Origin of the sequence: Natrinema hispanicum (genome assembly GCF_900111485.1) — an archaeon.
GTDB lineage: Archaea > Halobacteriota > Halobacteria > Halobacteriales > Natrialbaceae > Natrinema > Natrinema hispanicum_A.
In genome coordinates, this window is sequence record NZ_FOIC01000004.1 from 157,037 (window position 1) to 179,768 (window position 22,732).

Consider the following 22,732-nt stretch of genomic DNA (forward strand, 5'->3'; position numbering starts at 1 on the left):
TACCGTGCCGCCAAATAGTGGGTCAAAGGGAACGCTGTGTCTGAATACACCATATATCGAGCGCGTGGGTTGGGCAGTTGTTTGTATACTCTGCAAGAATCGATGGCCTTTTGAATCCATGGCCAATATTGTGAAATAGCTCCAAGAGAGCACACAAACTATGAGTTCGGAATACCAGATCGCGGAGACGCTCGACGTGAAAGGTGCATCGTGTCCCATGCCGGTTGTCCAGACGAAGTCTGCCATCGACGACCTCGCCGAGGGCGAGGTCCTCGAGGTAGTCGCCACGGACTCGGGAAGCATGAGCGACCTCGACGGCTGGGCGACTGGCACGGACGGCGTTGAGTTGCTCGAGCAAGTCGAGGACGGCGACGTCTACAAACACTACGTCAAGAAGACGGCCTAAGCGGCGCGGCGGGACATCGACGCTGTCAACGCCGGACAGTTCCGCATGCGCTTGCGCGAGACGGGATCGAAGGCGACGTCGAAGGCGACGTTTGATGGGTCTCGGCACAGAACCCCGATGTGATGACTGCCGACGATCGGTACAAGTTGTTCGGTGTCTACGTCTCTCAGAACGTGTTCGACGCGCTCGCCGACTACCTGTACGAAGCGGCTGGCGTCGTCGACTACGAGAGCTACTTCGACCCGTCGGAGTCGACGATCCCCGTGGGTGATCCGGGTGCTGACGCGACCGACAGGCTCGTCTCAGACCTCGTCACCGAATTTGCCGACCTCTACGACAGGGCGGCCTTCGAAACTGCCCGCGAAGTCGACGCCGACGCGTTCGACCTCGCGTATCTCGCTGCCGAGCCACAGGCGGTCGCGAACGCCCGCGAACGCTTTCAGGCGGCGGCAACGATTCAAGAGGCGGATCTGCGGACGATCCATACCGCGATCCTAGCGGCGTACCTCTCGCAGGCGGCCACGCGTGAGATCGACGACTGAGACGGTCTGCTGTCACGAGTTCCCGGTGGGACCGCAGTGCGGGTCGCGGGCCCACCGAACTGACTGACAGGAGTCCGTCTGAGACGGGCTACCGGGCGTCGTCATCGGGCTGGCGGTCATCGCGCTGACCGTCGTCGGCATCACGGGCGGTATCCTCGGTGCGTCGATCGGCGACCCACCCCGCTTCGGATCTATCTGATGACGTCGCTGGTGACCGTCGCCATCCTCTTTCACAATGTCAACGAGTTCGTCAAAGAATAGCTCCGGACGGAGCGACACGGTTGGCCGTCGGAATAGTCCATCACCGCCCGACACAGCGGACGGAGCCGCATGCGCGTATCGGCATAGGACGCAGGTCACACATCGGGCGACGAGCGATCGCTCTGCCCTCACTCCCGCGTATTGCTGAGGTTCTGCATCTCTCCCGCACAGTGCGCACAGGCGGCTTGATGACGTGCTTTCGTTCGTGCTCCACAGACCATACATTCGTACAGGTTTTCCCGTTTCGATGTGCTCGAGCCCATACTTACCACGACAAAACTACTACATACAACCAGATAAAAGCTCCGTCAGTCGTCCTGTCAGATCTTCCCGGCCGCGACTAGCTGAGAGTCCCGTACTCGAGCGCATAACTGATCGCTACGCCGTTGCGGACCAGATACGGTGAGCCACGGTCTGAGGAGGTGCGTGCGACCGGAAGAGAGGACCGTCGATCAGGTTGGAACGTTGATAGCTGCGAGGGATTATGCTACTGGTCGTGGGACCGACGAGTGAGTCACCTATGCCAGTCCAGAATCTCGCTCGGAGCGACATTGTCACCGCTGCACCCGACGAATCGATTCAGGAACTCGCAGCGACGATGCAAGACGAGGGCGTTGGCTGTATCGTGATTACCGACGACGACGCGCCGGTCGGGATCGTGACCGACCGCGATCTAGTGATGCAAATCCTCGCGTCCGGAACCGATCCGGGCAAGGCCGTCGCCGAAGACGTGATGTCGAAGGACCTGTGTACGATCGAAGATCGCGCGGGCTTCTACCACGCCACTGAACTGATGAGCGAACACGGCGTTCGACGGCTTCCCGTGACGGACTCGGACGGCACGCTGACGGGCATCATTACGATCGACGACCTCAACGAACTCCTCGCGGACGAACAACAGGAGCTCGCGGGCGTCATCCGGCAACAGCGACCACCATACTGAGTCGACAGCGGGTCCAGTTGACCGATCCACCAGCCCAACAACTCCGGTATGCCAACACGTCGGCAGCGATGTGAGTACCCCCATGGTTAGTGTCGACATGGCATTGTAACCGACATACTCAAAGGGTTGTGTCGCCTGTAATGTAACACAATGATGCTGCCAACGCACGTGCTCGTCGGACTTGCGCTTGCACTCCCCGTCGCAGTCGCCGTCCCCGAGCACGCCGACATTGCGCTCACTGCAGGGTTGCTCGGTGGCCTCATTCCGGATCTGGATATGTACATCGGCCACCGAAAGACGCTGCACTATCCGGTCTACTACTCGGCACTCGCCGCCGTGGCAGCACCGGTCGCCGCGCTCGTCCCGACGACGGCGACGATCGCTGCAGCGATGGGACTCCTCGGCGCGGCAGCTCACAGCGTGATGGACGTCTTCGGCGGCGGACTCGAGCTCCGGCCGTGGGAAGCGACCTCGAGCCGGGCCGTCTACAACCATTACCACGACCGATGGCTCGCACCGCGACGGTGGATTCGGTACGACGGCGCACCCGAGGATCTGGTCCTCTCGGTGGTCGTCGCCGTCCCGCTGCTGGTCGCGCTCGACGGCACGCTCCGCGTGATCGTCGGCACAGCCGTGCTGATCGGGATCGTCTATACCGCCGTGCGACGGCTGCTCCCGGCGATCGCGGAAGTGCTGATCGCGGGCTATCTGCTCCAAGCGATTCCGGATCACATGCTTGCGCGGCTGCCCACCCGGTACGTCCCTGATTACGTCGAGTGATCGATCGAACGGCAGCGTCGGTGCGTTTCTGTCGGAAGTATTATCAGTTTCGGCTGTAACCTGTGAGCAAACACATGCAGACCTCGGTAGCGAAAGAGGCCGAACGTGGCATCCGATATTCGCTTCTCGCCGTGGTCGCTGTCGGGTACCGTCAGCGGGACCCGGGCGCGGTCGTCAACGCACTCATCGCGCTTGTGGCGACGTATCTTCCCGGCCACTTCGAACGCCGATACGATGTGACCTTCCGGCCGTGGCAACGCGTGTATCTCAACAGCGCGATGCTCACCCACGCTATCGGCATGCTCGGTCCCTACGACGATGTCTGGTGGTGGGACCATATGACACACACCCACTCGGCGACGCTGCTTGGCGGCCTGACCTTTGCTGCGGCCCGTCGGAACGATCGCGAGCCCCACCCTCGAGTCGTCGGTGTCGTCGCCTGCGCCGGCGTCCTCTGGGAGATCGGCGAGTATATCGTCCACGCGACGGCCAACCACCTCGGCTGGGAACCACTGCTCGTCTCCTACGGGAAAGTCGACACCGCCCTTGATCTCGTGTTCGACCTCGTCGGCGCGCTGTTGGTCGTTCTCCTCGGCGACGCCTTCCTCGAGAACCTGACTGAGACCGACGAGTAGCACGGACACCCTTCGGCGGCGTGATGTGACCTAGATCTCCTGTACGTACGAATACGAGTCCGGAAGCGCTTCGGCGTCCTCGCGGAGCAAGGCGACGACGAGACAGTCGGCGTAGTCCTCAAGGTATTCGACGAGGGCGGCGATCCGATCCGAGTCGATTGCCTCGAGCGAATCGAGCAGCATGAACGGAACGACGTCGTAGACATCGTGAACCAGATAGCCGGCAAGTGCAACGACCAGGCCCGTGACCTCGCGCTCGCTCTCCGAGAGGTGATCGATCGTGTCCTCGTAGCTCGTCCCATCCGCGGTCGATCGGATGATGTGTAGATCGAACGCCGTTTTCGTGACCGTCTGACGACCCTCACGAACCGTCTTCTCGCGGCGGTCGATCCAGATACGATCGAGGTTCTCGTACTCGAGCAGCGAAAGAATCGAGTCCATGTGCTCGTTGAACGCATCGACGGCGGTTTCTTCGAGTCGGTCGACGCGGGTCCGACACTCGGTGAGGGCTTCCTCGACGGTCTCGCGCCGATCCTCGAGGTCGCGCCGGTCTGCCAGTGTGGTCTCGATATCGTCGATTCGGGCCTGCACCTCGTCGCGTTCGGCCTCGAGATTTTCGCGTTCGAGTTCGAGACGATTCAGTTCGCGGTGGGTCTCGATGATGTCGCTATACTCGGCGTTCTCGAACGTGTCAGCGTCCGATTCGAGCTCATCGATACGGGCTCGCTGTTCGTCGCGTTCGGCCTCGAGCTCCTCGATGCGCTGCTGTCGGCGCTCGAGATCGTCCTCGATCGCCGAGAGTCGCGTTTCGAGCTCGCCCCGTCGTTGTGATCGCTCGCGAAGCGCTTTCCGGCGGCTCGTGAGGTCGTCGATCTGTGCCTGCAACTCGCTCCGTTCCTCGAGTTTGTGGTGGCGGAGCGACCGGAGCCGCTCGAGCGTCGACTCGATTCGGTCACGATCGACGTGTGAGCCACACGTCCAGCAGACGACGTCGTCGTCGGCGAGGAGTTGCTCAGTGATGTCGCCGTCAGTCTCGGTCTCCGAGTCGGCTGCTTCCTCGAGTTCGATCTCGAAGCCATCGTCTGTGAGACGGTCCTCGTTGAACCGGATCACACTCTGCAGTTCGCTGACGGTCGTATCGAGCGACCGCTTCCGAGCGCGAAGCTCCTGAATCCGTCCCTCGAGTCGGTCCGGCGACGTCTGCTCATCATCGAGGGCGGCCAGTTCCGCTTGCAGGTCGTCGCGTTCGGCTTCGAGTTCGGCGTAGCTCTCCCGCTCGGTCTCGAGATCGTACTCGATTGACTCGAGTTCGGTTCGCGCCGCCTGCAGGTCGGCAAACGCTGACTCGATCGCGTCTTTCCGGGCACGGCTCGCCTCGATGTCAAGGTCGAACTCGTCGAGTTCGGTCTCGAGAGCGGAGATCCGGTCAGTTACAGACTCGATCTCGTCGTCGAGGGCGATTCGCTCTTCTTCGAGCCCGGGGAGTTCGGTTTCGAGCTGGGCGAGGTGTTCGAGCTGGTCATCGAGGTCGCGTTTTTCAGCCTCGAGGGAGTCGATTTCGGCCTCGATCTCGTCTGTATCGACCGGGCGCATGATGAGTTCGCGCAGGTCGTCACCGCTTCTGACGGCGCGACGTGCTTCGTTGGACTCGAGTTGGAAGGCAAAGAGATCAGCAAGTTCGGGATCGTCGAGGTAGGGCTCGCCGTCAAAAACGACCTCGCCGTTGCACCGCTCGAGTGTGCGCGTGTACTGCCAGCCGTCGAGTGTCAGTTCGACGCGGCCGGCGTCTGCGTCTCCTTTGAGCGAGGGCTGACGGCTCCCCAGCGCCGCCATGATCGTCTGGAGAAACGACGTTCGGTTCGTCGCGTTCCGGCCAGTCAACACGTTTACACCGGGTGTGAGTGTGACGTCGGTACTGTCGATACCGCCGATATTCTCCGCCAGAACGGTGATCGAGGAGGTGACTGACGCTGGAGATGACACGATCGATGGTTCTCGCCGGCCAATATAAATGTTATTTGGTTACAGGAACCCTGGCCGCCCCACGCTACGACCCGTCGGCGATCTCACAGTCGCAGCCACCCTGATCGAGCAGTGTCGCGATCGGGTAATCAGCCCCACAGTTGCCACAGATCGTCCGGACGTCGACAAATACCTCGTAGTCTCGGTCCGCGATCTCGCCTGCGTTGCCTAACTCCTCGAGCGTGGATTCGGTGACGACTTGCGTTCGACCGGCGAGTCGCTGGACGGTCTCGGTCTTTCGCTCGAGTCGGTCCTCGGTGTCCGCTTCGGGAAGCGATGCATCGCGGACGTTCGTCAGGTACGTATAGATCGTTTGATGCGTGACGAAGTCCGAACTGACCGCATCGATATCGACGCCCGTTCGTTCCAGTTCACGGCGCTTTCTGACCGTCTCAGAACGGGACACGTCGTCGTCGGTCAGTGCCCGGTAGAGGGTGTCGATGTCGGACTCGAGCATCGAGCCGCCAGCATCGCGGACGGCTGCCCGAAGGACCGCCCTGTTGAACTCGCCTGCAAGATCGCGAAGACTCGTTCGCTCCGTCCCGTCGCCGACCCATTTCGCCTCGAGACGGTCACCCCACGACTCGAGGTCGTACTCGTCTATCACGCGCTCGACTTTGGTTTGGCGGCGACTCGAGCCGTCAATCATACCGAATGACAGTGATGCCCGTCGTACAAATGTTGTGGTTAGGAGCCCGCCGCAGCCGTTCTGAGTCGGCGAGGCCGAAGAACGGGCGCTGGTCAACGGACCGATCGAACGGTGGGACATGCGACAAGCGCCGGTCCAGTCACAGGGAGTTACCGACGGTATCGGAGAGTTTGCTGACGCATGTTTTCGGTTGGCAGGAAATTCGACCACAACCGTACACTTTTGTCGGTGCAGTGGAGACACACGGACATACCAATGGATGAAGACGCGCTCGAGTACCATGGGGGCGACCCACCGGGCAAGATCGAAATCGCGACGACGAAGCCGACGAACACGCAGCGTGACCTCTCGCTTGCGTATTCGCCGGGCGTCGCTGCCCCGTGTCTCGAGATCCACGACGACGAGACTTCCGCCTACCAGTACACGACGAAAGGGAACCTCGTCGGTGTCATTTCGAACGGGTCGGCCGTCCTTGGGCTCGGCGACATCGGCGCACAGGCGTCGAAGCCGGTCATGGAAGGCAAGGGCGTTCTGTTCAAGCGCTTCGCCGACATCGACGTCTTCGACATCGAACTCGCCCACGACGACACCGACGCGTTCGTCGAGTCGGTCGCCGCAATGGAGCCGACATTCGGCGGCATCAATCTCGAGGACATCGCAGCGCCCGAGTGTTTCGCCATCGAGGAACGGCTCCGCGAGCGCCTGTCGATCCCTGTCTTCCACGACGACCAACACGGCACCGCCATCATCAGCGGGGCCGCCTTGCTCAACGCCGTCGAAATCTCGGCGAAAGACCTCGCGGACCTCGAGGTGACGTTCGCGGGTGCGGGTGCAGCCGCGGTCGCGACGGCGCGATTCTACGTCTCGCTGGGCGTCAAACGGGAGAACATCACGATGTGCGACATCGACGGGATCCTGACGACCGAGCGGGCCGAAGCCGGCGATCTCAACCCGTACAACCGGGAGTTCGCACAGGACCTCCCCGACGGGGAGCTGGCAGACGCAATGGTCGACGCGGATGTCTTCGTCGGCCTCTCAGCTGGTGGTATCGTCAGCCAGGAGATGGTGCGATCGATGGCCGACGACCCGATCATCTTCGCGATGGCCAACCCCGACCCGGAGATCGGCTACGAGGAAGCCAAAGCGGCCCGCGACGACACCGTCATCATGGCAACCGGGCGCTCTGACTACCCCAATCAGGTCAACAACGTGCTGGGCTTTCCGTTCATCTTCCGCGGTGCGCTCGACGTCCGCGCTACCGAAATCAACGAGGCGATGAAGGTCGCAGCAGCGAGGGCGCTGGCCGACCTCGCGAAACAGGACGTCCCCGACGCGGTCGTCAAAGCCTACGGCGACGAACCGCTGCAGTTCGGCCCGAAGTATATCATCCCGAAACCACTCGACGCGCGCGTCCTCTTCGAAGTCGCTCCCGCGGTTGCCCGCGCGGCGATCGAGTCAGGCGCAGCCCGCATCGATCTCGACACCGACCGGTACGTCGAGCGCCTCGAGGCTCGACTCGGGAAATCCCGCGAGATGATGCGCGTCGTCCTCAACAAGGCCAAATCCGATCCGAAACGAATCGCGCTGGCGGAGGGAACGAACGAGACGATCATCCGCGCGGCCTCCCAGATGGTTGACCGCGGAATCGCACAGCCGGTCTTGATCGGTGACGAGAACGAAATTCGCGAGACGGTCGCAACTCTCGGTCTCGAGTTCGAGCCCGACGTGGTCGATCCAACGAGCGGTTCGTACGCAGCCTACGCCGACCATCTCTACGAGCGCCGGAAGCGAAACGGCATCACCCGCCGCGAGGCCACGTCGATGATCCGCGACGATACCAACTATTTCGGGAGCGTCATGGTCGATCGTGGCGACGTCGACGCGATGTTGACGGGGCTGACGAACCACTATCCGTCGGCGCTGCGCCCGCCGCTGCAGGTAATCGGCACAGCCGCCGACGCCGACTACGCGGCCGGCGTCTACATGCTGACGTTCAAGAATCGTGTGGTCTTCGTCGCCGACGCGACGGTTAATCAGGCCCCCGACGAAGACGTCCTCGAGGAAGTCACCCGCCACACGGCCGAGCTGGCTCGGCGGTTCGACGTCGAGCCACGCGCAGCGTTGCTCTCGTATTCCGATTTCGGCAGCGTCGACAACGAGGGGACCCGCAAGCCCCGTGAAGCCGCCCGCCAGCTACGCGAGGATCCCACGATCGAGTTCCCTGTCGATGGCGAAATGCAGGCCGATACCGCCGTCCTCGAAGAGATGCTGACCGGGACCTACGAGTTCTCCGAGTTGGAAAAGCCCGCGAACGTGCTGGTCTTCCCGAACCTCGAGGCAGGGAACATCGGCTACAAGCTGCTCCAGCGGCTGGGTGGGGCCGAAGCGACCGGCCCAATGCTCGTTGGGATGGACAAGCCGGTTCACGTGCTCCAGCGTGGCGACGAGGTCAAAGACATCGTGAACCTCGCGGCTGTCGCGACGGTCGACGCTCAGAGCGACAGTTCCTGACCGCCGATCGCGCCCTGTCAGGTCAAAAGCCTCGCTCGTCGACGCGACCAGCCACCGTCGACGACCCTATCGTCGGTATCACCCGACATCCCGTCCCAGAGTCGTGTCGTCGATTCGGAAGGCAGCGGTCAATTACACGAATAGGAATGTAATTCTAGCGGGTATATCCGAGCATCACACCAGCAGGAACCCGACAGTTGTGGTGGTGGAAACGATAGAGCTAAACCGCGGTGTGGACGTCCGCCGCTACGCGAGCCATCATAGCTGTTTGCTTTCAATAATAAATAGAATACTGAGAAGAAGGAACGCATATTGTCTAGAACATCGTCATTACGCTTCCGACACCAGCAGCACGGAAGTCGAGATTCAAACGGCTTAAAGGCGGCTAGATTGCTGTTTTCACCGGAATCGCTCTTTCCCACTCCCGGCAGATTACGTCATGTTTATCCGGCGATCGTGATTCGTCTAGCAGCGTGCTGAGTTCCGGTTCTGAAAGGGGTTTCAACCGTTCATTCGTTGATTTATGCGGGCCTAGACAGTTGCGTCTGTGATGATTTCGGTGTGAAGGGGGCTAATTACCAGTCCCGCACGATTTCGACGAGAGAACGTATTCATCATCTAGTAGTTTGCTACATATATCAGCTATTATTTATTTCAGAGGTGGGACTGTCCGACACGTCTCGAGGATGGGAGCCGATCGTAAGTACCGGACAGCAGTGTCGAATATGAGTCACTCGATGGCACAGGACACAGCCACCGTCGGCTTGCCCCAACCTGTCGCGCTTTCGGTTGTGCGTTGGCACTCACCGAGTCGTGTATCGGGGAACCCCGGGCGGAGCGGGGGAGCCGCCCTGGGCGTGAGAGACATGAGCGTACTCGAAGCGGGGGCGAGTCCACGTCCGAGCGATCCGGGCACGAACGCACGCAATCGGCTGGCAGCGCGTCGCTTGAGCCGAGCGTGTACCCGGCGGGGGTTTGCAACCCCGCACGTCTGTCGATGGGTGATTCACCAATAGTTATGCAGCCGCTTGGTACGGCGTAGTGACCCCAAACCACACGCAGGCAGCGTATAACGGCGTATAGCGTCTTGCTACTGCCCGACGGTGGATTCGACTCGAACAACTCGAGTCCCCCACGTCGTCACAAGACGATCTCGAACGAACAGCGACTGCTTGCTTGCGACGCCTCCAGAAGAATACTGCGCCAGTCCGATGTGTCCGCAGACCGGCAGTACGCCAATGACGACCGAGTTAGAGCGAGCGCACGGCCTCGCGGCGCGACCCGCCCTGCGGACCCACCGATAGCTCGGTACAGCAGACCGTATGACTCATCGGGAGTGTAACGCTCTTGTTTCGTCTCGAAAGACAGTTTTTCGAGAGCGTAATCCATTCGCGAATCGTCGACACGAAACCCGCTGCTGGCTTGCGATTATGATGGTATTACTCGCGTTCAATCCGGCTCGAGCGACCCCTAATGCCGGACGGGGCTGTCCGAATCCGCGTCGACAACTGCGACCCGGGTAAGAACCCTATAGTCTCGTGTCCCGTTCGGTTACAAGCCGGATAACTACAACCAGTAGTGGCTATCGAACGGATATGATCACCTGCACTAACTGCGAGACCGCCCAGTTTCTGCAGATCACCCAGAGCCGGGTCTACTTCGAGGACGGCGAGATGATCAACGAAATCTCTGAGACCTACGAGTGTACCCTCTGTGGTGCGACCGGTCAGTACGTCTACGACGAGGACAGCGACGAGGAGAGCGTCACCGGCGACGTCGAGCACACGACGGAACGGCCGAAGTACGCCTGACTGGTGGCCCCCATCCGGGGGCACAGGAAGACACGTCAATGGGGCGGGCTGGCCGGCCATCAGTGCAGCCGATGCCCCTCGCCTCTCACCCGTTCGGCTCTCGTCTGCAGTCCGTCTTCTCGAGTCTGCGCGATTACTGCGTCACGTTGTCCCTCTCGTCGGTACCTTTGTGCGAGCTACCGACATCGAGTTCGTCAAACGTGGGACGGTCCCGATCAGGTTTGGATCGGGCACACTGGCGGCGGCTGACGGCCGCGTTCCGGCGACTGGCATCCCACTTCTCGAAGAGGCCATAGTCGGTCATCGTCTCCATGCCGGCAATCGCCGCTGTGAGTTTAATTCCAACCAGCGGAATCTCCGCGACGGAGACGATCACGTCGGCACGGAGGACTGCGCCATCTCTGAGTAGAACGTCGAGTACGTCAACGAACGCTTCGTCGTCTTTTCGCGGTCTCATGGCTGTGAGTTCGGGCGGTCAGTGGCGGCTGCGTTTTTGTCGCCGTCACCGCCCAGTTCCGGCGCGAACGTGTACGGCGGCCATGGCCCCGTGAACCGGACTTCGAGACCGTCGTTTGCGGCCACGTCGTCGAGGATCGAGCCGATCGCATCCTCGTCGTCCTCGTGGGCCAACAGCGTGAGCCGACAGAGAGTCTCACCGTCATTCGAGCCCGAATCGTCGCTGGCGACGTCGTCAGCCAGTGACGCGCTCGGCGAGCGCTCGAGGGTGTGGACTTCCCGCGCCTCAGCGGCCAGTCGCTCCTCGAGGTCGGCGGTCAGTGACTCCCGTCGTGCCGCACGGCGTTCCGCCAGCCGCTGGTCGAACTGCTTCTCGAGCAGGAACGCCGTCCCCTCCTCGGCGTCGCCGATCCGGTCGTCGAGGGCCTGCAGTCGCTCGTCGCGTTCGACCAGCGCCTCGTCATCGATCGGCTCGACTTCGACGACCGCGACGCGATACTCCCAGTGGCCTGCCAGTTCGGCGAGTGCACGCTCGAGGGTCGCGGACTCCTCGCGGAGCCACTCGCGGACGGCGGCGTCGCCACCCCGGAGAATCGTGTCGAACTGGAACGGGACCGGTGTTCCGAAGGCCTGCCCCGCCTCGTCGACGACTGTCTGGTGGCGAACCAGCCACCGCCGGATCTGTGCGAGATTCGCCGAGTCGTAGATGCCATCGCAGTCGTGGGCGACTGCTCCGATGCCGTCCTCGACAATGATCGAGACAGGTTCGCCGTCAATGCCAGTCGTCTCGAGCGCAGCGTCTGCGTCGGCCTGGACGAGACAGTACAGGTAGCGCCCCGTCTCGATAGCCGGCAGCTCGGTATGCTCGTCGGCCAGCTGATCGTCGAGCACCTCGAGGTGCTCGTCGGAGCCGCGCTCATCAGTGCGATCGTGGCTCACTCACCCTCACCTCCGAACACGGAGTAGCCGGGCTGCTGAACGGTCGGCGGCTCGCCGTGGAGCTGTTCGATCGCGTCAGAAACCAGCCCGTCTAGATCGCCCCGAAGGTCGTCGACGCCGTCTTCGATCCCCTCGTCGGCTTTGAGCTGGTCGATCTCGGCCTCGATCGTCGCGAGTTGGGAGCCGAGGCGTTCGATCTCCGCGTCCGAGAGGGTTCCCGACTCCATGCGGCGGACCGCCTCGCGCTCGAGTGCGTCGATCAGAATTTCGACGACGGTGATGACCAGCGTCATCAGTCCGTCTCTGGCATCCTCACCGTCGCCGACGTCGATCGCCGTCACGTGTCGTCCCCCTCCGATTCCGCCGCCGCGTCTGGAGCAGCCCTGTCGGTCTCGGATTCCGTGGTGGCCGATTCCGTGTCCTCCTCGCTCGAGGACTCAGCCGACTCTTCTGCGGCAGTGACGTTGACGCTTCGAGTTGGGTCGATCACCGGATTTGGCCGGTCCATCTCGGCGAGTTCGGGAGTACCGGCTGCCTCGGCGACGCGGCGCATATCCGTTCCTTCAGGGAACTCAAGGCCGTACTTCGCCGCGGTCTCGAAGGAGGCGATCGCGGCTCTCACTTGGACGCCAAGCAGTTGCGTGTCGCCGATCGAGACCGCGATATCGGCATTGATGACAATTCCCTTGTCGAGCAGCATCTCGACGACTTCGGCGAGATCGGCCTTCTGGCGGCTGGGCTGGAAGTCATCGACCACCGTGATCACCGCCGGTGAGGGTGGGCCGCAAGTTGGTCGGACGCCCCGCACAGCCGTTCAGTCGTCGCGTTGGTGGGTCAGTCATGGGTGTGTCTCCGGCGTTCCCGCTCGAGTTCGAACCGACGGCCGTAGATCCGTTTTCGGGAGGGTGCCGTCGAGAGCTTCACGTCCTGTGGCACCGTCGAATAGCGGGCCCCGCCGCCGAGATCCCGCCGGTCGGTCGGGATCGTCGACGACGCTGTCGGATTCCGCGAGTCCGTGCTCGTATCCTGCCGGCGCATTTTCTCGCGGTTGAACTCGTAGAGTCGCTCGAATCGCTCGTGCGTCTCGAGGAGCGCCGTCCGGAAGGCGTCGATGCCGGCCATCGCCTGCTGCTGGATGGCGACCTGATAGGCTTCCGGGTCCTCGGCGACGTCGATATCGCCGAGCGCCGCCTTCGTCGCGGACACCGCGTCCATGTCCGTCTCGATGAGAGCCTCGTCGTCACCGACTAACTGCCCGTCATCGTCGTCAGCGAGATCCGACACCGTGTCTTCGATCATTCCGGCGTCGTTGCCGTCCGCGAGGTCGTCGACAGCGTCGTCGAGTTCACGTTTCTCCTGACAGATATCGGTCAGATCCGTGGCGTTCCAGGCGTTCAACAGGTCGATCGCGTCGAATAGTTTCGTGAATTCGACGACGTCAGATACACCGTCGTCGTTCGCGATCGCGTCGGGAATCTCGCCGACGTCGATCGCGTCCAGAAGTTCCTCCTTGTCGACCGCGTCCGGTAACTCACTGAGATCTAGCTCGTTGAGCAACTCGACGAGTTCGTCGGCGACCCGGACGAGGGTGTCGACGTCGCCGATCACCGTCTCGACGGTCTCGCCCTCGAGTTCGTCGACGTTGTCGAGATTTCCGAGAGTATCCTTGAGTCGATCGAGGCCCGCGTCCGCCTCTTCGAGGAGATCGGCGGCGGGTTCGGCATCACTCATTTGTCGTCCTCCCCCACACCCGGTCCCTCGGTCTCTGTCGTCTCCGGCCTGACCTGGACAGTGAGCACCCCGTTTTTGATCGTCGCTCGGGAGTTCGGCTCCCGCCAGGGTACCTCGATCCGATCGAGTTCGGCCCCACCGACGGCGATGACGAGGACCGAATCGTCGAAACCGACCGTGACGTCGTCCGGATCGGCACCGGCGACATCCGCGACGACCAGCAGTTCGTCGTTGTCGGCGCGGATCGCCACGTTGTGATCGCTCGAGGGGCCCGCCGATCGAATCCGTCGCATCCGTGATCGATCCCTGTCGCCGCCCGGATGTCGTCCAAGCGGCGAGTCGTCGACCGAGAGGTCGTCGGCCGGTCGGATCGAGATGTCGTACTCGAAGACGGCCCGATCGCTACGCCGTCGCCCCGAGGCCGACGTCACGCCGCTTTCGAGCGACTCGAGCGCCGAGAGCAGGCTCGCAAGCCAGTGATCGGTCTCGTCGGCGAACCGATCGTCGGTTGTGTGGTCGTCGTTCGATTCGTCGTGGTCGTCGGTCGGGGGGTAGTCGCTCATTATCGTTTCACCTCCACGCGGCCGCTCGCGAGCCGCTCGTGGACGTCGCGGGCAGTCTCGAGTTCCGCCTCGAGTTCCGCCTTGCGGCGCTGGTATGCCGCCTCGGAGCGCTCGCCGAGTTCGTACAACAACTGGTTTTCCTTGAGGTCGTCTTCAAGGGCCTCGACGTCGTAGAGTTCGTCGAGCGCGATGGTGTGGAGCGCGTCGATGATACCGACGAACGGCCGGAACAGAAGGTCGTCAAGGACGAACATGGGTTACTGAGCTCCGATTTTCACGTCGACGAAACTGTACGGCGCGAACGGACCCGTATATCGGACCATGAGTTCGTCGTGGTCGGCCTCGAAGTCGGCGACTGCGTCGTCGAACGTTTCACGCTCGTCACGACCAACGAGATACGAGCGATTGAGGACGAGCCGATCGCTGAACAGATCGTTTTCGACCGACTGTGCGGCAATTGGCTCGAGGCGATCCTCGATATCCGCTTCGATCGCCTCGCGGTCGACGGCGGTGTCGTCCTCGCGAACGAGTTTGAGGCCGAGTTCGAACCGACCTTCGATGTCGGTCATCGCACGTCGGAACGCCGGTCGTGCCCCACGCAGAACGTTTTTCAGTTCCCGATCTCCCTCGAAGGCCATGCCGAACTGCATGGGAACGACAGTCGTCCCGCCGTCGTAGTCCATGATCTCCCGGAGGACGTCGTCGTGGCGCTGGGCGTCCTCGTCAGTGTCCTCGGGGTCGGTCGTGTCGATGTCGGAGACGACGGCACCGAGTCGCCGATGGGAGATCGTATAGACGCACTCGGCACCGGCGACTGCATCGGTTTCGAACTCGATCGTCTCACCGTCGACGATGCCGTAGACGTATCGGTTGGTCATCGGTGGATCACCAGCTGAACGGACGCGGCGGACTTTCCATCCAAACTCGTGTCTGGTCGTCTGTGCCGACTCCGTCGATCATCACGGGACGAGACACGCGATCGAAACACGTCGCCGCTGTCAATGGGAGGGAACCTAACGAACATGGTGTTGGTAACTGTACTCCGTGCGAACGCCGCAACGAGCACCCACGGATCGTCAGGCGGACGATTCGTTGCTCCGGCGGGTTACGGTAGTGCTTGCAGTTTCATCCCTGGGTCTTGAGACGTGTTCTCTCGAGACGGGTCCACTACGAAAGAGGGGGTTAGCCGGTGAAACGGCTGGTTTGGGTCAGCGTGCTTGCAGTGGCAGTCCGAGTCGTGTTACGAACTGCCGATCAACGCTGGATTGTATGGCACACCCACAACGACGGCCCGACTCCTCGAGTCTCGCGGAGGTACTCGACCGCGTCCTCGACAAGGGCGTCGTCATCGACGTCTGGGCGCGCATCTCGGTCGTCGGGATCGAACTGCTGACGATCGAAGCCCGCGTCGTTGTCGCCTCCGTCGACACCTTCCTGCACTACGCGGAGGAGATCGCAAAAATTGAGCAAGCCACCGCGGAGGGCGAACTCGAGGACCTCGAGGAAGTCGAGGTCGAGCCCCGGCCCGAATCGTCGCCGCAGTCCGCAACGGAGTAATCACTCGTGGGCGACGTGCTCGCGCCGAAGGCCGCGGGCGATGGCGGCGACATCGACGAGCTGCGATCGCAGATCACCGAGACGATTTGCCCCACAGACAGCACGACCGCATCGGGCGACTCAAAGAGTACACCGAACACAGACCAATGGCCGAAGCCGACACCCAATCACAGGCGCAGTGCAAGGCCCGCACCGAAGACGGCGAGCGGTGCTCACGGCCGGCCCAGGACGATGGCTTCTGCTATCAACACGACGAGAGTGATCCAACAGTGAGCGACGGTCAAGCAGCCGAAACGCAAGAACAACCCGACGAACAGGCCGAGAGCGGCGACGTCGAACAACCCAGATCTCGCGGCACGGCGAGCATGACAGCGACTGAGACGACGGATCCCGAGGCAGTCGACGCGGACGCCGAGGAAGAAATCGCGGGCGTCCTCGCGGTTCGAGAGACGGTCCAGTCGACTGCCGGCCGGCTCATCGGCCACGAGTTCGACGGCGTCAGCGAGATCTCGCCGACCGACGAGGGCTGGCGGGCCGTCGTCGAGGTCGTCGAACGCCGGGCTGTCCCCGACACCCAGGACATCATCGGTCGCTACGAGATCGAACTCGATACCGACGCCACCGTCCACGGCTACCGCCGGCTCGACCGCTACCGGCGCGGCGACACCGCCGAGTTCGAGTAACGGATCGACGCCGGTCGGGTTCGCTCGCGGGCGCTCGAGTCACGCCACGCCGTCGGGAGCGGTCTGCCCGAACGCAACCACGAAGAGTCGCCACCCCGTCGAACCGACCAGACACCTCATGTCGAACCCGTCCGTCCGCGGCGTTGACGTCGATCCGGAAACGCGGTGTGCCCACTACCACACCGACCGCGACGTCGTCGCGTTCAAATTCGCGTGCTGTGAGCGCTACTATCCCTGTTTTCGATGTCACGAGGCGCGTACGGACCACGAGGCGGTGCCGTGGCCACGCGATCGGTTCGATGAGTCGTCCGTTTTGTGCGGCGTCTGCGACACCACGCTGACCGTCCCCGACTATCTCGCGGCCGACTATCGGTGTCCGTCATGTAACGCGGCGTTCAATCCTGGGTGTGCGAGCCACGCGGCGCTATACTTCGAGACGGAAGCATCGGAATAGTTACCAGCCGTCGGCCGACACGGCACGCGAGTCGGCGCGTTGATCCAGCAAGCTATTTCCGCGTCGGACGGTCGACTCCGGGTATGGATCCGGCGCTTGGCCCGCCCAACGCGATGGCCGAGAAACGCGACGAGCTGACGCCGATGATGGCACAGTATCACGACCTCTGTGCCCGCTACGACGACGCGATCGTCCTCTTTCAGGTGGGTGACTTCTACGAAACCTTCTGTGGCGCAGCCGAACGCACCGCCCGCTTGCTCGAGATTGCCCTGACCAGCCGTGAAGACTCCACCGGCGAGTACCCGATGGCCGGCATCCCGATCGACAACGCCGAATCGTACATCGAGGACTTACTCGAGGCCGGCTATCGGGTCGCGGTTGCGGATCAGGTCGAAGAGCCTGGCGAGACCTCGGGCGTCGTCGAGCGGGCAGTCACACGCGTGATCACCCCGGGGACGCTCACCGAAGACGAACTGCTCGCGAGCGACGACAACAACTTCGTCGCGGCGCTCGCCCGGGAGAACGAGCGCCTCGGCCTGGCCTTCCTCGACGTCTCGACTGGCGACTTCTACGCGACGAGCGCGACCGCACGCGAGTCGATCGCCGACGAATTAAGCCGGTTTGATCCGTCCGAGGCGGTCGTCGGTCCCGATGCGCCGACCACGCCCGTCCCTGACGACTGTATGGTGACGCCGTTCGACGCGCGTGCGTTCGACCGCGAGCGGGTCGGCGCGAAGCTCGCAGCGTACTTCAGAAATCCCGACGCCTTGCTCGCCACCGACGCCGAAATCCGTGCTTGCGGCGCGTTGCTTTCCTACGCCGAGTACGTCCGCGGCGGCGAACACGAGGGTGAGCGCGGCGACGACGAGCGCGTCGATGCCGTCTTCGAGGGCGACGCCGGCCAGCGCCTCGAGTACATCACGCAACTCACCCGCTATGACCCTCGCGAGTATCTCTTACTCGACGCTGTTGCCCTGCGTAGCCTCGAGCTGTTTGAACCCCGAACCGTCCACGGCCGCGACGATGCGACGCTGATCGGCGTGCTCGACGAGACCGCGAGCGCCCTCGGCGGCCGCCGGTTGCGCGATTGGCTTCGCCGGCCGCTGCTCGAGCCCGCACGAATCGAGGCCCGCCACGACGCAGTCGCGGAACTAAAAGCGGCCGTCCAGCAGCGCGAAGAGCTTCACGAGCGCCTGCGGGAGGTCTACGACCTCGAGCGGCTGATCGGGCGGATCTCCCGCGAGCGGGCCAACGCCCGTGACCTACGTTCGCTGCGGGACACGCTCGCGGTCGTCCCCGAGATCCGTGCCCAGCTCGCGGACGCCGACTGCGGACGGCTGCGGAAACTCCACGAGACCCTTGATCCGCTTTCGGACGTTCGCGAATTGATCGAGGACGCGATCGTCGCCGAGCCACCGATCGAGATCACCGAGGGCGGGATCATCGCAGAGGGGTACGACAACGACCTCGACGAGGTGCGCGCAACTGCCCGCGACGGCAAACAGTGGATCGACGACTTAGAGGCACGCGAACGTGAGCGAACCGGCATCGACTCGCTGAAGGTCGGTCACAACTCGGTACACGGCTACTACATCGAGGTGACGAACCCCAATCTCGAGGCCGTCCCCGACGACTACCAGCGCCGTCAGACCCTGAAAAACTCCGAGCGGTTCGTCACACCCGAACTAAAATCGCGCGAAGACGAGATCGTTGGGGCCGAGCAACGGGCTGACGACCGCGAGTACGAACTGTTCTGCGAGGTTCGCCGCGAGGTCGCCGCCGAAGTCGAACGCGTCCAGGCCCTCGCGGACGCGCTGGCGAATTTGGACGCGCTCGTCTCCCTTGCGACCGTCGCCGCCCAGTACGACTACTGCCGGCCCGACCTCCTCGAGCGCGAGGGACGAGACGGCCTCGAGGTCGACATCGAGGGCGGTCGCCATCCGGTCGTCGAGCGAACCCAGGAATCGTTCGTCCCCAACGATGCCAACCTGCGGCCCGAGCGGCGGCTGGCGGTGATCACCGGCCCCAACATGTCCGGGAAGTCGACGTACATGCGCCAGGTGGCCCAGATCGTCCTGCTGGCACAGGTCGGGAGTTTCGTTCCCGCCCAGGCTGCCAGACTCACGCCCGTCGACCGGATCTTCACCCGCGTCGGGGCCAGCGACGACATCGCCGGCGGCCGCTCGACGTTCATGGTCGAGATGGACGAACTCGCGACGATCCTCCGGGACGCCGACGAAGGCTCGCTCGTCCTCCTCGACGAGGTTGGGCGGGGTACCTCGACTGCCGACGGCATGGCAATCGCACAGGCGATCACTGAACACCTCCACGACGCGGTCGGCGCGACGACACTCTTTGCGACGCATCACCACCCGCTGACCGAACTCGCTGACGACCTCGCGGCTGCCTTCACGCTTCACTTCGAGGTCGACCAGGACGGCGGTGAGGTCGTCTTCTACCACGAGATCGCGCCCGGCGCGGCGACGGGCTCGTACGGCGTCGAGGTTGCGACCGCAGCCGGCGTGCCCGAAGACGTGGTCGATCGGGCGCGGGAGCTGGTTGCCGACGCAGCCGCTGCGGAGTCCGGAGCGGACGGCAACGCTGGCGAGAGGACTGACGACACCGACTCGAGCGATCGCCCGAGAGCCGACGCCGACGGCGAGTCGGCCGCGCCAGCGACGGCAGACGGTGGCGACATCCCAGCGGACGTGGCGGCCGAACTCCGCGCGCTCGATCTCGCCCACCTCACGCCCGTCGAGGCGCTGACGGAACTCGATCGGCTCAAACAGTTGCTCGAGGAGTAAGCCGGTCGCTCCGTCGATCGCATCGATCCAAGTCGCCGACGTGGAACGCCGAGTAGACCGCAGACGGCACCATCCAGCACAACACACAACCGTGCCAGCGACGACGTCACCCCATGACGTATCGAACGACCATCGGCTGGTCGCTCATCACGTCGGGCATCGTCACCCTCCTGCTGGCGTATCTCCCGGGAAAATCGTGGTGGTGGGGCATTGTGTTGCTGATACTGGGGATCGTGATCTTCACCGTTCGTCGGTAGTCGACTGCCTGGAACGGGTTCGGGCCGCTTCGCTGGTTCGATCGCCCCTCAGCCAGCCCTCGAGTCGGCTGTAAGGTTCTTTTGTCGTGGCGGTGAACGCCCGACACGAGAGTTGGTGATCGAGATGGCACCCCTGACACTCGCGAGTCCGGCGTTCGACAATGGGGACCGGATCCCCGCAGAGTACGGCTATACGAACGACAACGTCAATCCGCCACTCGAGATCGACGGCGTTCCTGACGACGCCGAAGCGCTCGCGCTGATCATCGACGATCCCGACGCGAGAGCGCCCGCTGGGAAGATCTGGGACCACTGGGTCGTCTGGAACGTTCCGCCAGCAACGACGACGATTCCCGAGGACTGGCACCCGACCGAGGCGACTGAGGGAACGAACGACTACGGCGAGCACGGCTACGGCGGCCCGAACCCGCCGGACAGAGAACATACCTACCGGTTTGAACTGTACGCGTTGGACGCGTCGCTCGACCTCGGCTCCGACGCCGGCGCAGACGAACTCCGGTCATCGATGAACGGCCACGTCCTCGAGCAAACGCGCCTCGAAGGGACGTATCCGGCCTGACGAGCCAATTATACCACTCACTCGGCCGGTGGCTCGAGCGCAACGAATTCGAGGCCGTGATCGTCGAGCAGCCGCGCCGCGCGATCGGTCACCGACGGCGCAACCAGAATCCCGCGAACCGTCGCCTCGGCGTGCAGATCCCGCTCGAGGGCGTCGACGTACCGCCGGAGCTGACTCACCGCGTCGGGACCGACCCGCCGACGCTTCAGTTCGACGACGACCGCCCGTCCAGCGTCATCCTCGCCGTAGATGTCGACTGCACCCGCCGGCGTGTCGCGCTCGGTTGCCAGCGGCGTAAAGCCGGGCTCGAGCAGATCTGGGTCCTCTAAGATCCGCTGGCGGAGGTCTTCTTCGGTGCCAACGAGGGCGAGATCGTTCTCGTCGGACCCCGACAGCGCGGAGACCTGAAAGAGGTCCTGAAACCGGACGGTGAGTCGTTCGTCCGGCGTCGATCGACGGCTCTCGAGGACGAGCATGCCGTCCTCACAGGAGACGTCATGGTCACAGCCCGGCGGCTGCCAGTTGACCGGTTGCTGGCCCTCGTCGGTATGGACCAGCGCCGCGCCGTCGGGTTTGAACATGACGTGGCGGTCGCCCGCCTCGAGATAGCTCGTCGCCCGGCCGTCGTAATCGACGGTACAGCGCCCGAAGACGGTCACGATGGCGTCGCGATCGAATCCGCGAGCGATCACGTCGCGGGCGGCCGTCGGCGTCGGTCCCTGAAGCGTTTCCGTCCGCTGGCCGTGCTCTGACTCCGTCACTGGCAGCCGTAGTGCCGGGGCGGATAAAAGCCCCCCGCTGTCGGGTAGATTCCGCCTCGAGTCGTCACCCTCGAGCCAGACCGAACGCAGAAGGTATATTGACCTCCCACCCCGCACACGACACGATGGCGAATCTCCCAACCCGTCGCGGATTTCTCGCAGCTGCCGGCACCGGTACAGCCGCATCGCTCGCTGGCTGTTCACAACTCGAGTCGATCACGCAGAGCGACTCGGGAAGTGCCGATGGCCCGTTGACAGTGACTGTCATGCCGGATCAAGAGCAACTGACGAGCTACGAGCAAGACCTCCGACAATCCATTGAGAACGGCAGCATCACGCAGCAACAGGCCGGTCAGCGGTTTCAGGACAAACAGCGCGAGCTGACCAAAGAGGCTGGAACGGCGGTCCAGGACCTGGCCAGCGCTAACGACGATGTGACGATCGAAAAATCGTCCCCGTCGTACGGCTTCTTCCTCATCGATGCACCCCCTGCGACCATCATTGGTGCGCTACAAAGCGGTGACATCAACGCGATCTATTCCTCCGACCGGTACGAACAGTTCGCCCAGCGACGAGACTTGCTCGAGCAACAACAGGCGGCAGCCGGCAGCCAACAGGGGGCGACAAACGAAACGAACGAATCAAACGGATCGACCAGCGACACAAACGAGTCGACCACTGACACCGAGTCGTAACCGAGCGCCGGTTGCAGCTTACTCGACGCTGAACGGACTCTCGCGCTCGGTCCAGTCCCAGCCGGGAAGGCGTTCCTGAAAGCCGGCAGCGAGTGCGGCCTCGCAGTCGTCGACACCGGCGTTTTCGTCTGCATCGCCGTGGACGTGGACGTCGGCATAGTGGAACGTCGCTTCACCGAGCGTCCGAAGGGGTTGCTCGCCGGCGATCGTCCCGGCGAGTTCGCGACCGAGGAGTTCGTCGACAATGAACCCCGGATAGTCGCCCTCAACGTCAAGATCTCTGAGGATGGCGACCAAGGCAGCGACGTTGACGGCCAGATCGCCGTCAGCGAAGACGTCGTCGACCGCCGCGCGGTACTGTGTCGTCGTCACCGCATCGACGTCGGTCTCGAAGATCTCACCGAGGTCGTCGCGGACATCGTTGATGATCGGGACGACCCGGTCGGCACGGGCTGCGATCCAGTCTCGTTCCTCGCTGACGCGAGCGGGCGTGATGTGCATCGACTACTGCCGACGGCCCCGCAGCCCAAAACGTTGTAGCATTAGTCGCAGTCGTACCGTCACTGAACCTCCTGCCCGCCGTCTTGGGCGCATGCAACACATGCCCAGCGGCCGACGGAAGCGCGTCTCTGGGTCCGGTTTTGCGAAGGCTTTTATACTCCGCAAAGAATAGCCTCGAGTAAGCGGGTTCT

Annotated in this window: 26 protein-coding genes and 1 pseudogene; 14 read left to right on the top strand and 13 right to left on the bottom strand. The window is 63.1% G+C overall.

Annotated elements, in window-relative coordinates; translation table 11 throughout:
* The first annotated feature begins 160 nt into the window (after positions 1-160).
* Positions 161-406 (top strand): sulfurtransferase TusA family protein, encoded by a 246-nt coding sequence (locus tag BSG09_RS05685; protein WP_092931039.1) that lies wholly within the window; start codon positions 161-163, stop codon positions 404-406.
* Between the two features lie 122 nt (positions 407-528).
* Complete coding sequence (locus BSG09_RS05690) at positions 529-948, top strand: hypothetical protein (protein ID WP_092931041.1); 420 nt, start codon at positions 529-531, stop codon at positions 946-948.
* A 389-nt stretch (positions 949-1,337) separates the two neighbouring features.
* Here BSG09_RS05690 and BSG09_RS21705 read toward each other — a convergent pair whose 3' ends face one another.
* Positions 1,338-1,472, bottom strand: a complete 135-nt coding sequence (locus BSG09_RS21705) for a rubrerythrin-like domain-containing protein (RefSeq protein ID WP_139246188.1) — start codon at positions 1,470-1,472, stop codon at positions 1,338-1,340.
* A gap of 257 nt (positions 1,473-1,729) precedes the next feature.
* Between BSG09_RS21705 and BSG09_RS05695 the strand changes: the two genes are divergently transcribed.
* The 3 genes from BSG09_RS05695 to BSG09_RS05705 all read left to right on the top strand — a co-directional run bounded on the left by BSG09_RS05695 (position 1,730) and on the right by BSG09_RS05705 (position 3,567).
* Positions 1,730-2,152, top strand: a complete 423-nt coding sequence (locus BSG09_RS05695; protein ID WP_092931043.1) for a CBS domain-containing protein — start codon at positions 1,730-1,732, stop codon at positions 2,150-2,152.
* Positions 2,153-2,302: 150 nt separating this feature from the next.
* Positions 2,303-2,932, top strand: coding sequence for a metal-dependent hydrolase (locus tag BSG09_RS05700; RefSeq protein WP_092931045.1), 630 nt, complete (start codon positions 2,303-2,305; stop codon positions 2,930-2,932).
* A gap of 74 nt (positions 2,933-3,006) precedes the next feature.
* The gene (locus BSG09_RS05705; protein ID WP_092931047.1) at positions 3,007-3,567 is read left to right on the top strand and encodes a hypothetical protein; all 561 of its coding nucleotides are present in this window, start codon (positions 3,007-3,009) and stop codon (positions 3,565-3,567) included.
* 30 nt (positions 3,568-3,597) lie between these two features.
* Here the strand turns inward: BSG09_RS05705 and BSG09_RS05710 are convergent, their stop codons facing one another.
* Both BSG09_RS05710 and rdfA read right to left on the bottom strand, forming a co-directional pair.
* Positions 3,598-5,550: an archaea-specific SMC-related protein gene (locus BSG09_RS05710; protein ID WP_092931049.1), complete on the bottom strand. Its 1,953-nt coding sequence runs from the start codon at positions 5,548-5,550 to the stop codon at positions 3,598-3,600.
* Positions 5,551-5,614: 64 nt separating this feature from the next.
* On the bottom strand, positions 5,615-6,238 hold the full coding sequence (gene rdfA / locus BSG09_RS05715) for a rod-determining factor RdfA (RefSeq protein ID WP_092931051.1): 624 nt from the start codon (positions 6,236-6,238) through the stop codon (positions 5,615-5,617).
* Positions 6,239-6,493: 255 nt separating this feature from the next.
* Between rdfA and BSG09_RS05720 the strand changes: the two genes are divergently transcribed.
* Together BSG09_RS05720 and BSG09_RS05725 are read left to right on the top strand one after the other, a co-directional pair.
* Complete coding sequence (locus BSG09_RS05720) at positions 6,494-8,749, top strand: NADP-dependent malic enzyme (RefSeq protein ID WP_092931053.1); 2,256 nt, start codon at positions 6,494-6,496, stop codon at positions 8,747-8,749.
* Between the two features lie 1,595 nt (positions 8,750-10,344).
* Complete coding sequence (locus tag BSG09_RS05725) at positions 10,345-10,560, top strand: hypothetical protein (protein WP_092931055.1); 216 nt, start codon at positions 10,345-10,347, stop codon at positions 10,558-10,560.
* A gap of 133 nt (positions 10,561-10,693) precedes the next feature.
* On the opposite strand, the gene gvpM is transcribed toward BSG09_RS05725, so the two are convergent.
* From gvpM to BSG09_RS05765, 8 genes and pseudogenes are all read right to left on the bottom strand, one after another.
* Entirely contained in the window at positions 10,694-11,017 is a 324-nt protein-coding gene (gene gvpM, locus BSG09_RS05730) for a gas vesicle protein GvpM (protein ID WP_092931057.1), read from the bottom strand.
* A complete protein-coding gene (gene gvpL, locus BSG09_RS05735) occupies positions 11,014-11,907 on the bottom strand; it encodes a gas vesicle protein GvpL (protein WP_223174688.1) in 894 nt (297 codons plus the stop codon). Before gvpL ends, gvpM begins: the two co-directional genes overlap by 4 nt.
* Positions 11,908-11,951: 44 nt before the next feature.
* Positions 11,952-12,296: a gas vesicle protein K gene (locus tag BSG09_RS05740; RefSeq protein ID WP_092931061.1), complete on the bottom strand. Its 345-nt coding sequence runs from the start codon at positions 12,294-12,296 to the stop codon at positions 11,952-11,954.
* A gap of 103 nt (positions 12,297-12,399) precedes the next feature.
* Positions 12,400-12,721: pseudogene (gvpJ, locus tag BSG09_RS05745) on the bottom strand (gas vesicle protein GvpJ); the annotation flags it as partial.
* A gap of 68 nt (positions 12,722-12,789) precedes the next feature.
* On the bottom strand, positions 12,790-13,686 hold the full coding sequence (locus BSG09_RS05750; protein WP_092931063.1) for a hypothetical protein: 897 nt from the start codon (positions 13,684-13,686) through the stop codon (positions 12,790-12,792).
* Positions 13,683-14,249, bottom strand: coding sequence for an Hsp20/alpha crystallin family protein (locus BSG09_RS05755; RefSeq protein ID WP_092931065.1), 567 nt, complete (start codon positions 14,247-14,249; stop codon positions 13,683-13,685). The genes BSG09_RS05750 and BSG09_RS05755 overlap by 4 nt, the downstream gene beginning before the upstream one ends.
* Positions 14,249-14,503, bottom strand: a complete 255-nt coding sequence (gvpF, locus tag BSG09_RS05760; protein ID WP_092931067.1) for a gas vesicle protein GvpF — start codon at positions 14,501-14,503, stop codon at positions 14,249-14,251. Before gvpF ends, BSG09_RS05755 begins: the two co-directional genes overlap by 1 nt.
* Positions 14,504-14,506: 3 nt before the next feature.
* Positions 14,507-15,127, bottom strand: a complete 621-nt coding sequence (locus BSG09_RS05765) for a GvpL/GvpF family gas vesicle protein (RefSeq protein ID WP_092931069.1) — start codon at positions 15,125-15,127, stop codon at positions 14,507-14,509.
* A gap of 391 nt (positions 15,128-15,518) precedes the next feature.
* Here BSG09_RS05765 and gvpA point away from each other — a divergent pair, with 391 nt between their 5' ends.
* The 6 genes from gvpA (at position 15,519) to BSG09_RS05790 (ending at position 20,584) form a co-directional block, all read left to right on the top strand.
* The gene (gene gvpA, locus BSG09_RS05770) at positions 15,519-15,806 is read left to right on the top strand and encodes a gas vesicle protein GvpA (protein ID WP_092931071.1); all 288 of its coding nucleotides are present in this window, start codon (positions 15,519-15,521) and stop codon (positions 15,804-15,806) included.
* A 146-nt stretch (positions 15,807-15,952) separates the two neighbouring features.
* Complete coding sequence (gene gvpO / locus BSG09_RS21535; RefSeq protein ID WP_092931073.1) at positions 15,953-16,489, top strand: gas vesicle protein GvpO, halophile-type; 537 nt, start codon at positions 15,953-15,955, stop codon at positions 16,487-16,489.
* Between the two features lie 118 nt (positions 16,490-16,607).
* Positions 16,608-16,943 carry a CHY zinc finger protein gene (locus BSG09_RS05780; protein ID WP_092931075.1) on the top strand — a complete coding sequence of 112 codons (336 nt, stop codon included), beginning with the start codon at positions 16,608-16,610 and terminating at the stop codon, positions 16,941-16,943.
* 83 nt (positions 16,944-17,026) lie between these two features.
* Positions 17,027-19,747: a DNA mismatch repair protein MutS gene (gene mutS, locus BSG09_RS05785; RefSeq protein WP_092931077.1), complete on the top strand. Its 2,721-nt coding sequence runs from the start codon at positions 17,027-17,029 to the stop codon at positions 19,745-19,747.
* Positions 19,748-19,860: 113 nt separating this feature from the next.
* Positions 19,861-20,004, top strand: a complete 144-nt coding sequence (locus BSG09_RS20685; RefSeq protein ID WP_175542149.1) for a hypothetical protein — start codon at positions 19,861-19,863, stop codon at positions 20,002-20,004.
* Positions 20,005-20,128: 124 nt separating this feature from the next.
* Positions 20,129-20,584 (top strand): YbhB/YbcL family Raf kinase inhibitor-like protein, encoded by a 456-nt coding sequence (locus BSG09_RS05790; RefSeq protein WP_092931079.1) that lies wholly within the window; start codon positions 20,129-20,131, stop codon positions 20,582-20,584.
* Positions 20,585-20,601: 17 nt separating this feature from the next.
* On the opposite strand, the gene nucS is transcribed toward BSG09_RS05790, so the two are convergent.
* Positions 20,602-21,345: an endonuclease NucS gene (gene nucS, locus BSG09_RS05795; RefSeq protein WP_092931081.1), complete on the bottom strand. Its 744-nt coding sequence runs from the start codon at positions 21,343-21,345 to the stop codon at positions 20,602-20,604.
* Between the two features lie 125 nt (positions 21,346-21,470).
* Between nucS and BSG09_RS05800 the strand changes: the two genes are divergently transcribed.
* Positions 21,471-22,040 carry a hypothetical protein gene (locus BSG09_RS05800; protein WP_092931082.1) on the top strand — a complete coding sequence of 190 codons (570 nt, stop codon included), beginning with the start codon at positions 21,471-21,473 and terminating at the stop codon, positions 22,038-22,040.
* 18 nt (positions 22,041-22,058) lie between these two features.
* On the opposite strand, the gene BSG09_RS05805 is transcribed toward BSG09_RS05800, so the two are convergent.
* Positions 22,059-22,541: a hypothetical protein gene (locus BSG09_RS05805; protein ID WP_092931084.1), complete on the bottom strand. Its 483-nt coding sequence runs from the start codon at positions 22,539-22,541 to the stop codon at positions 22,059-22,061.
* Positions 22,542-22,732 lie beyond the last annotated feature (191 nt).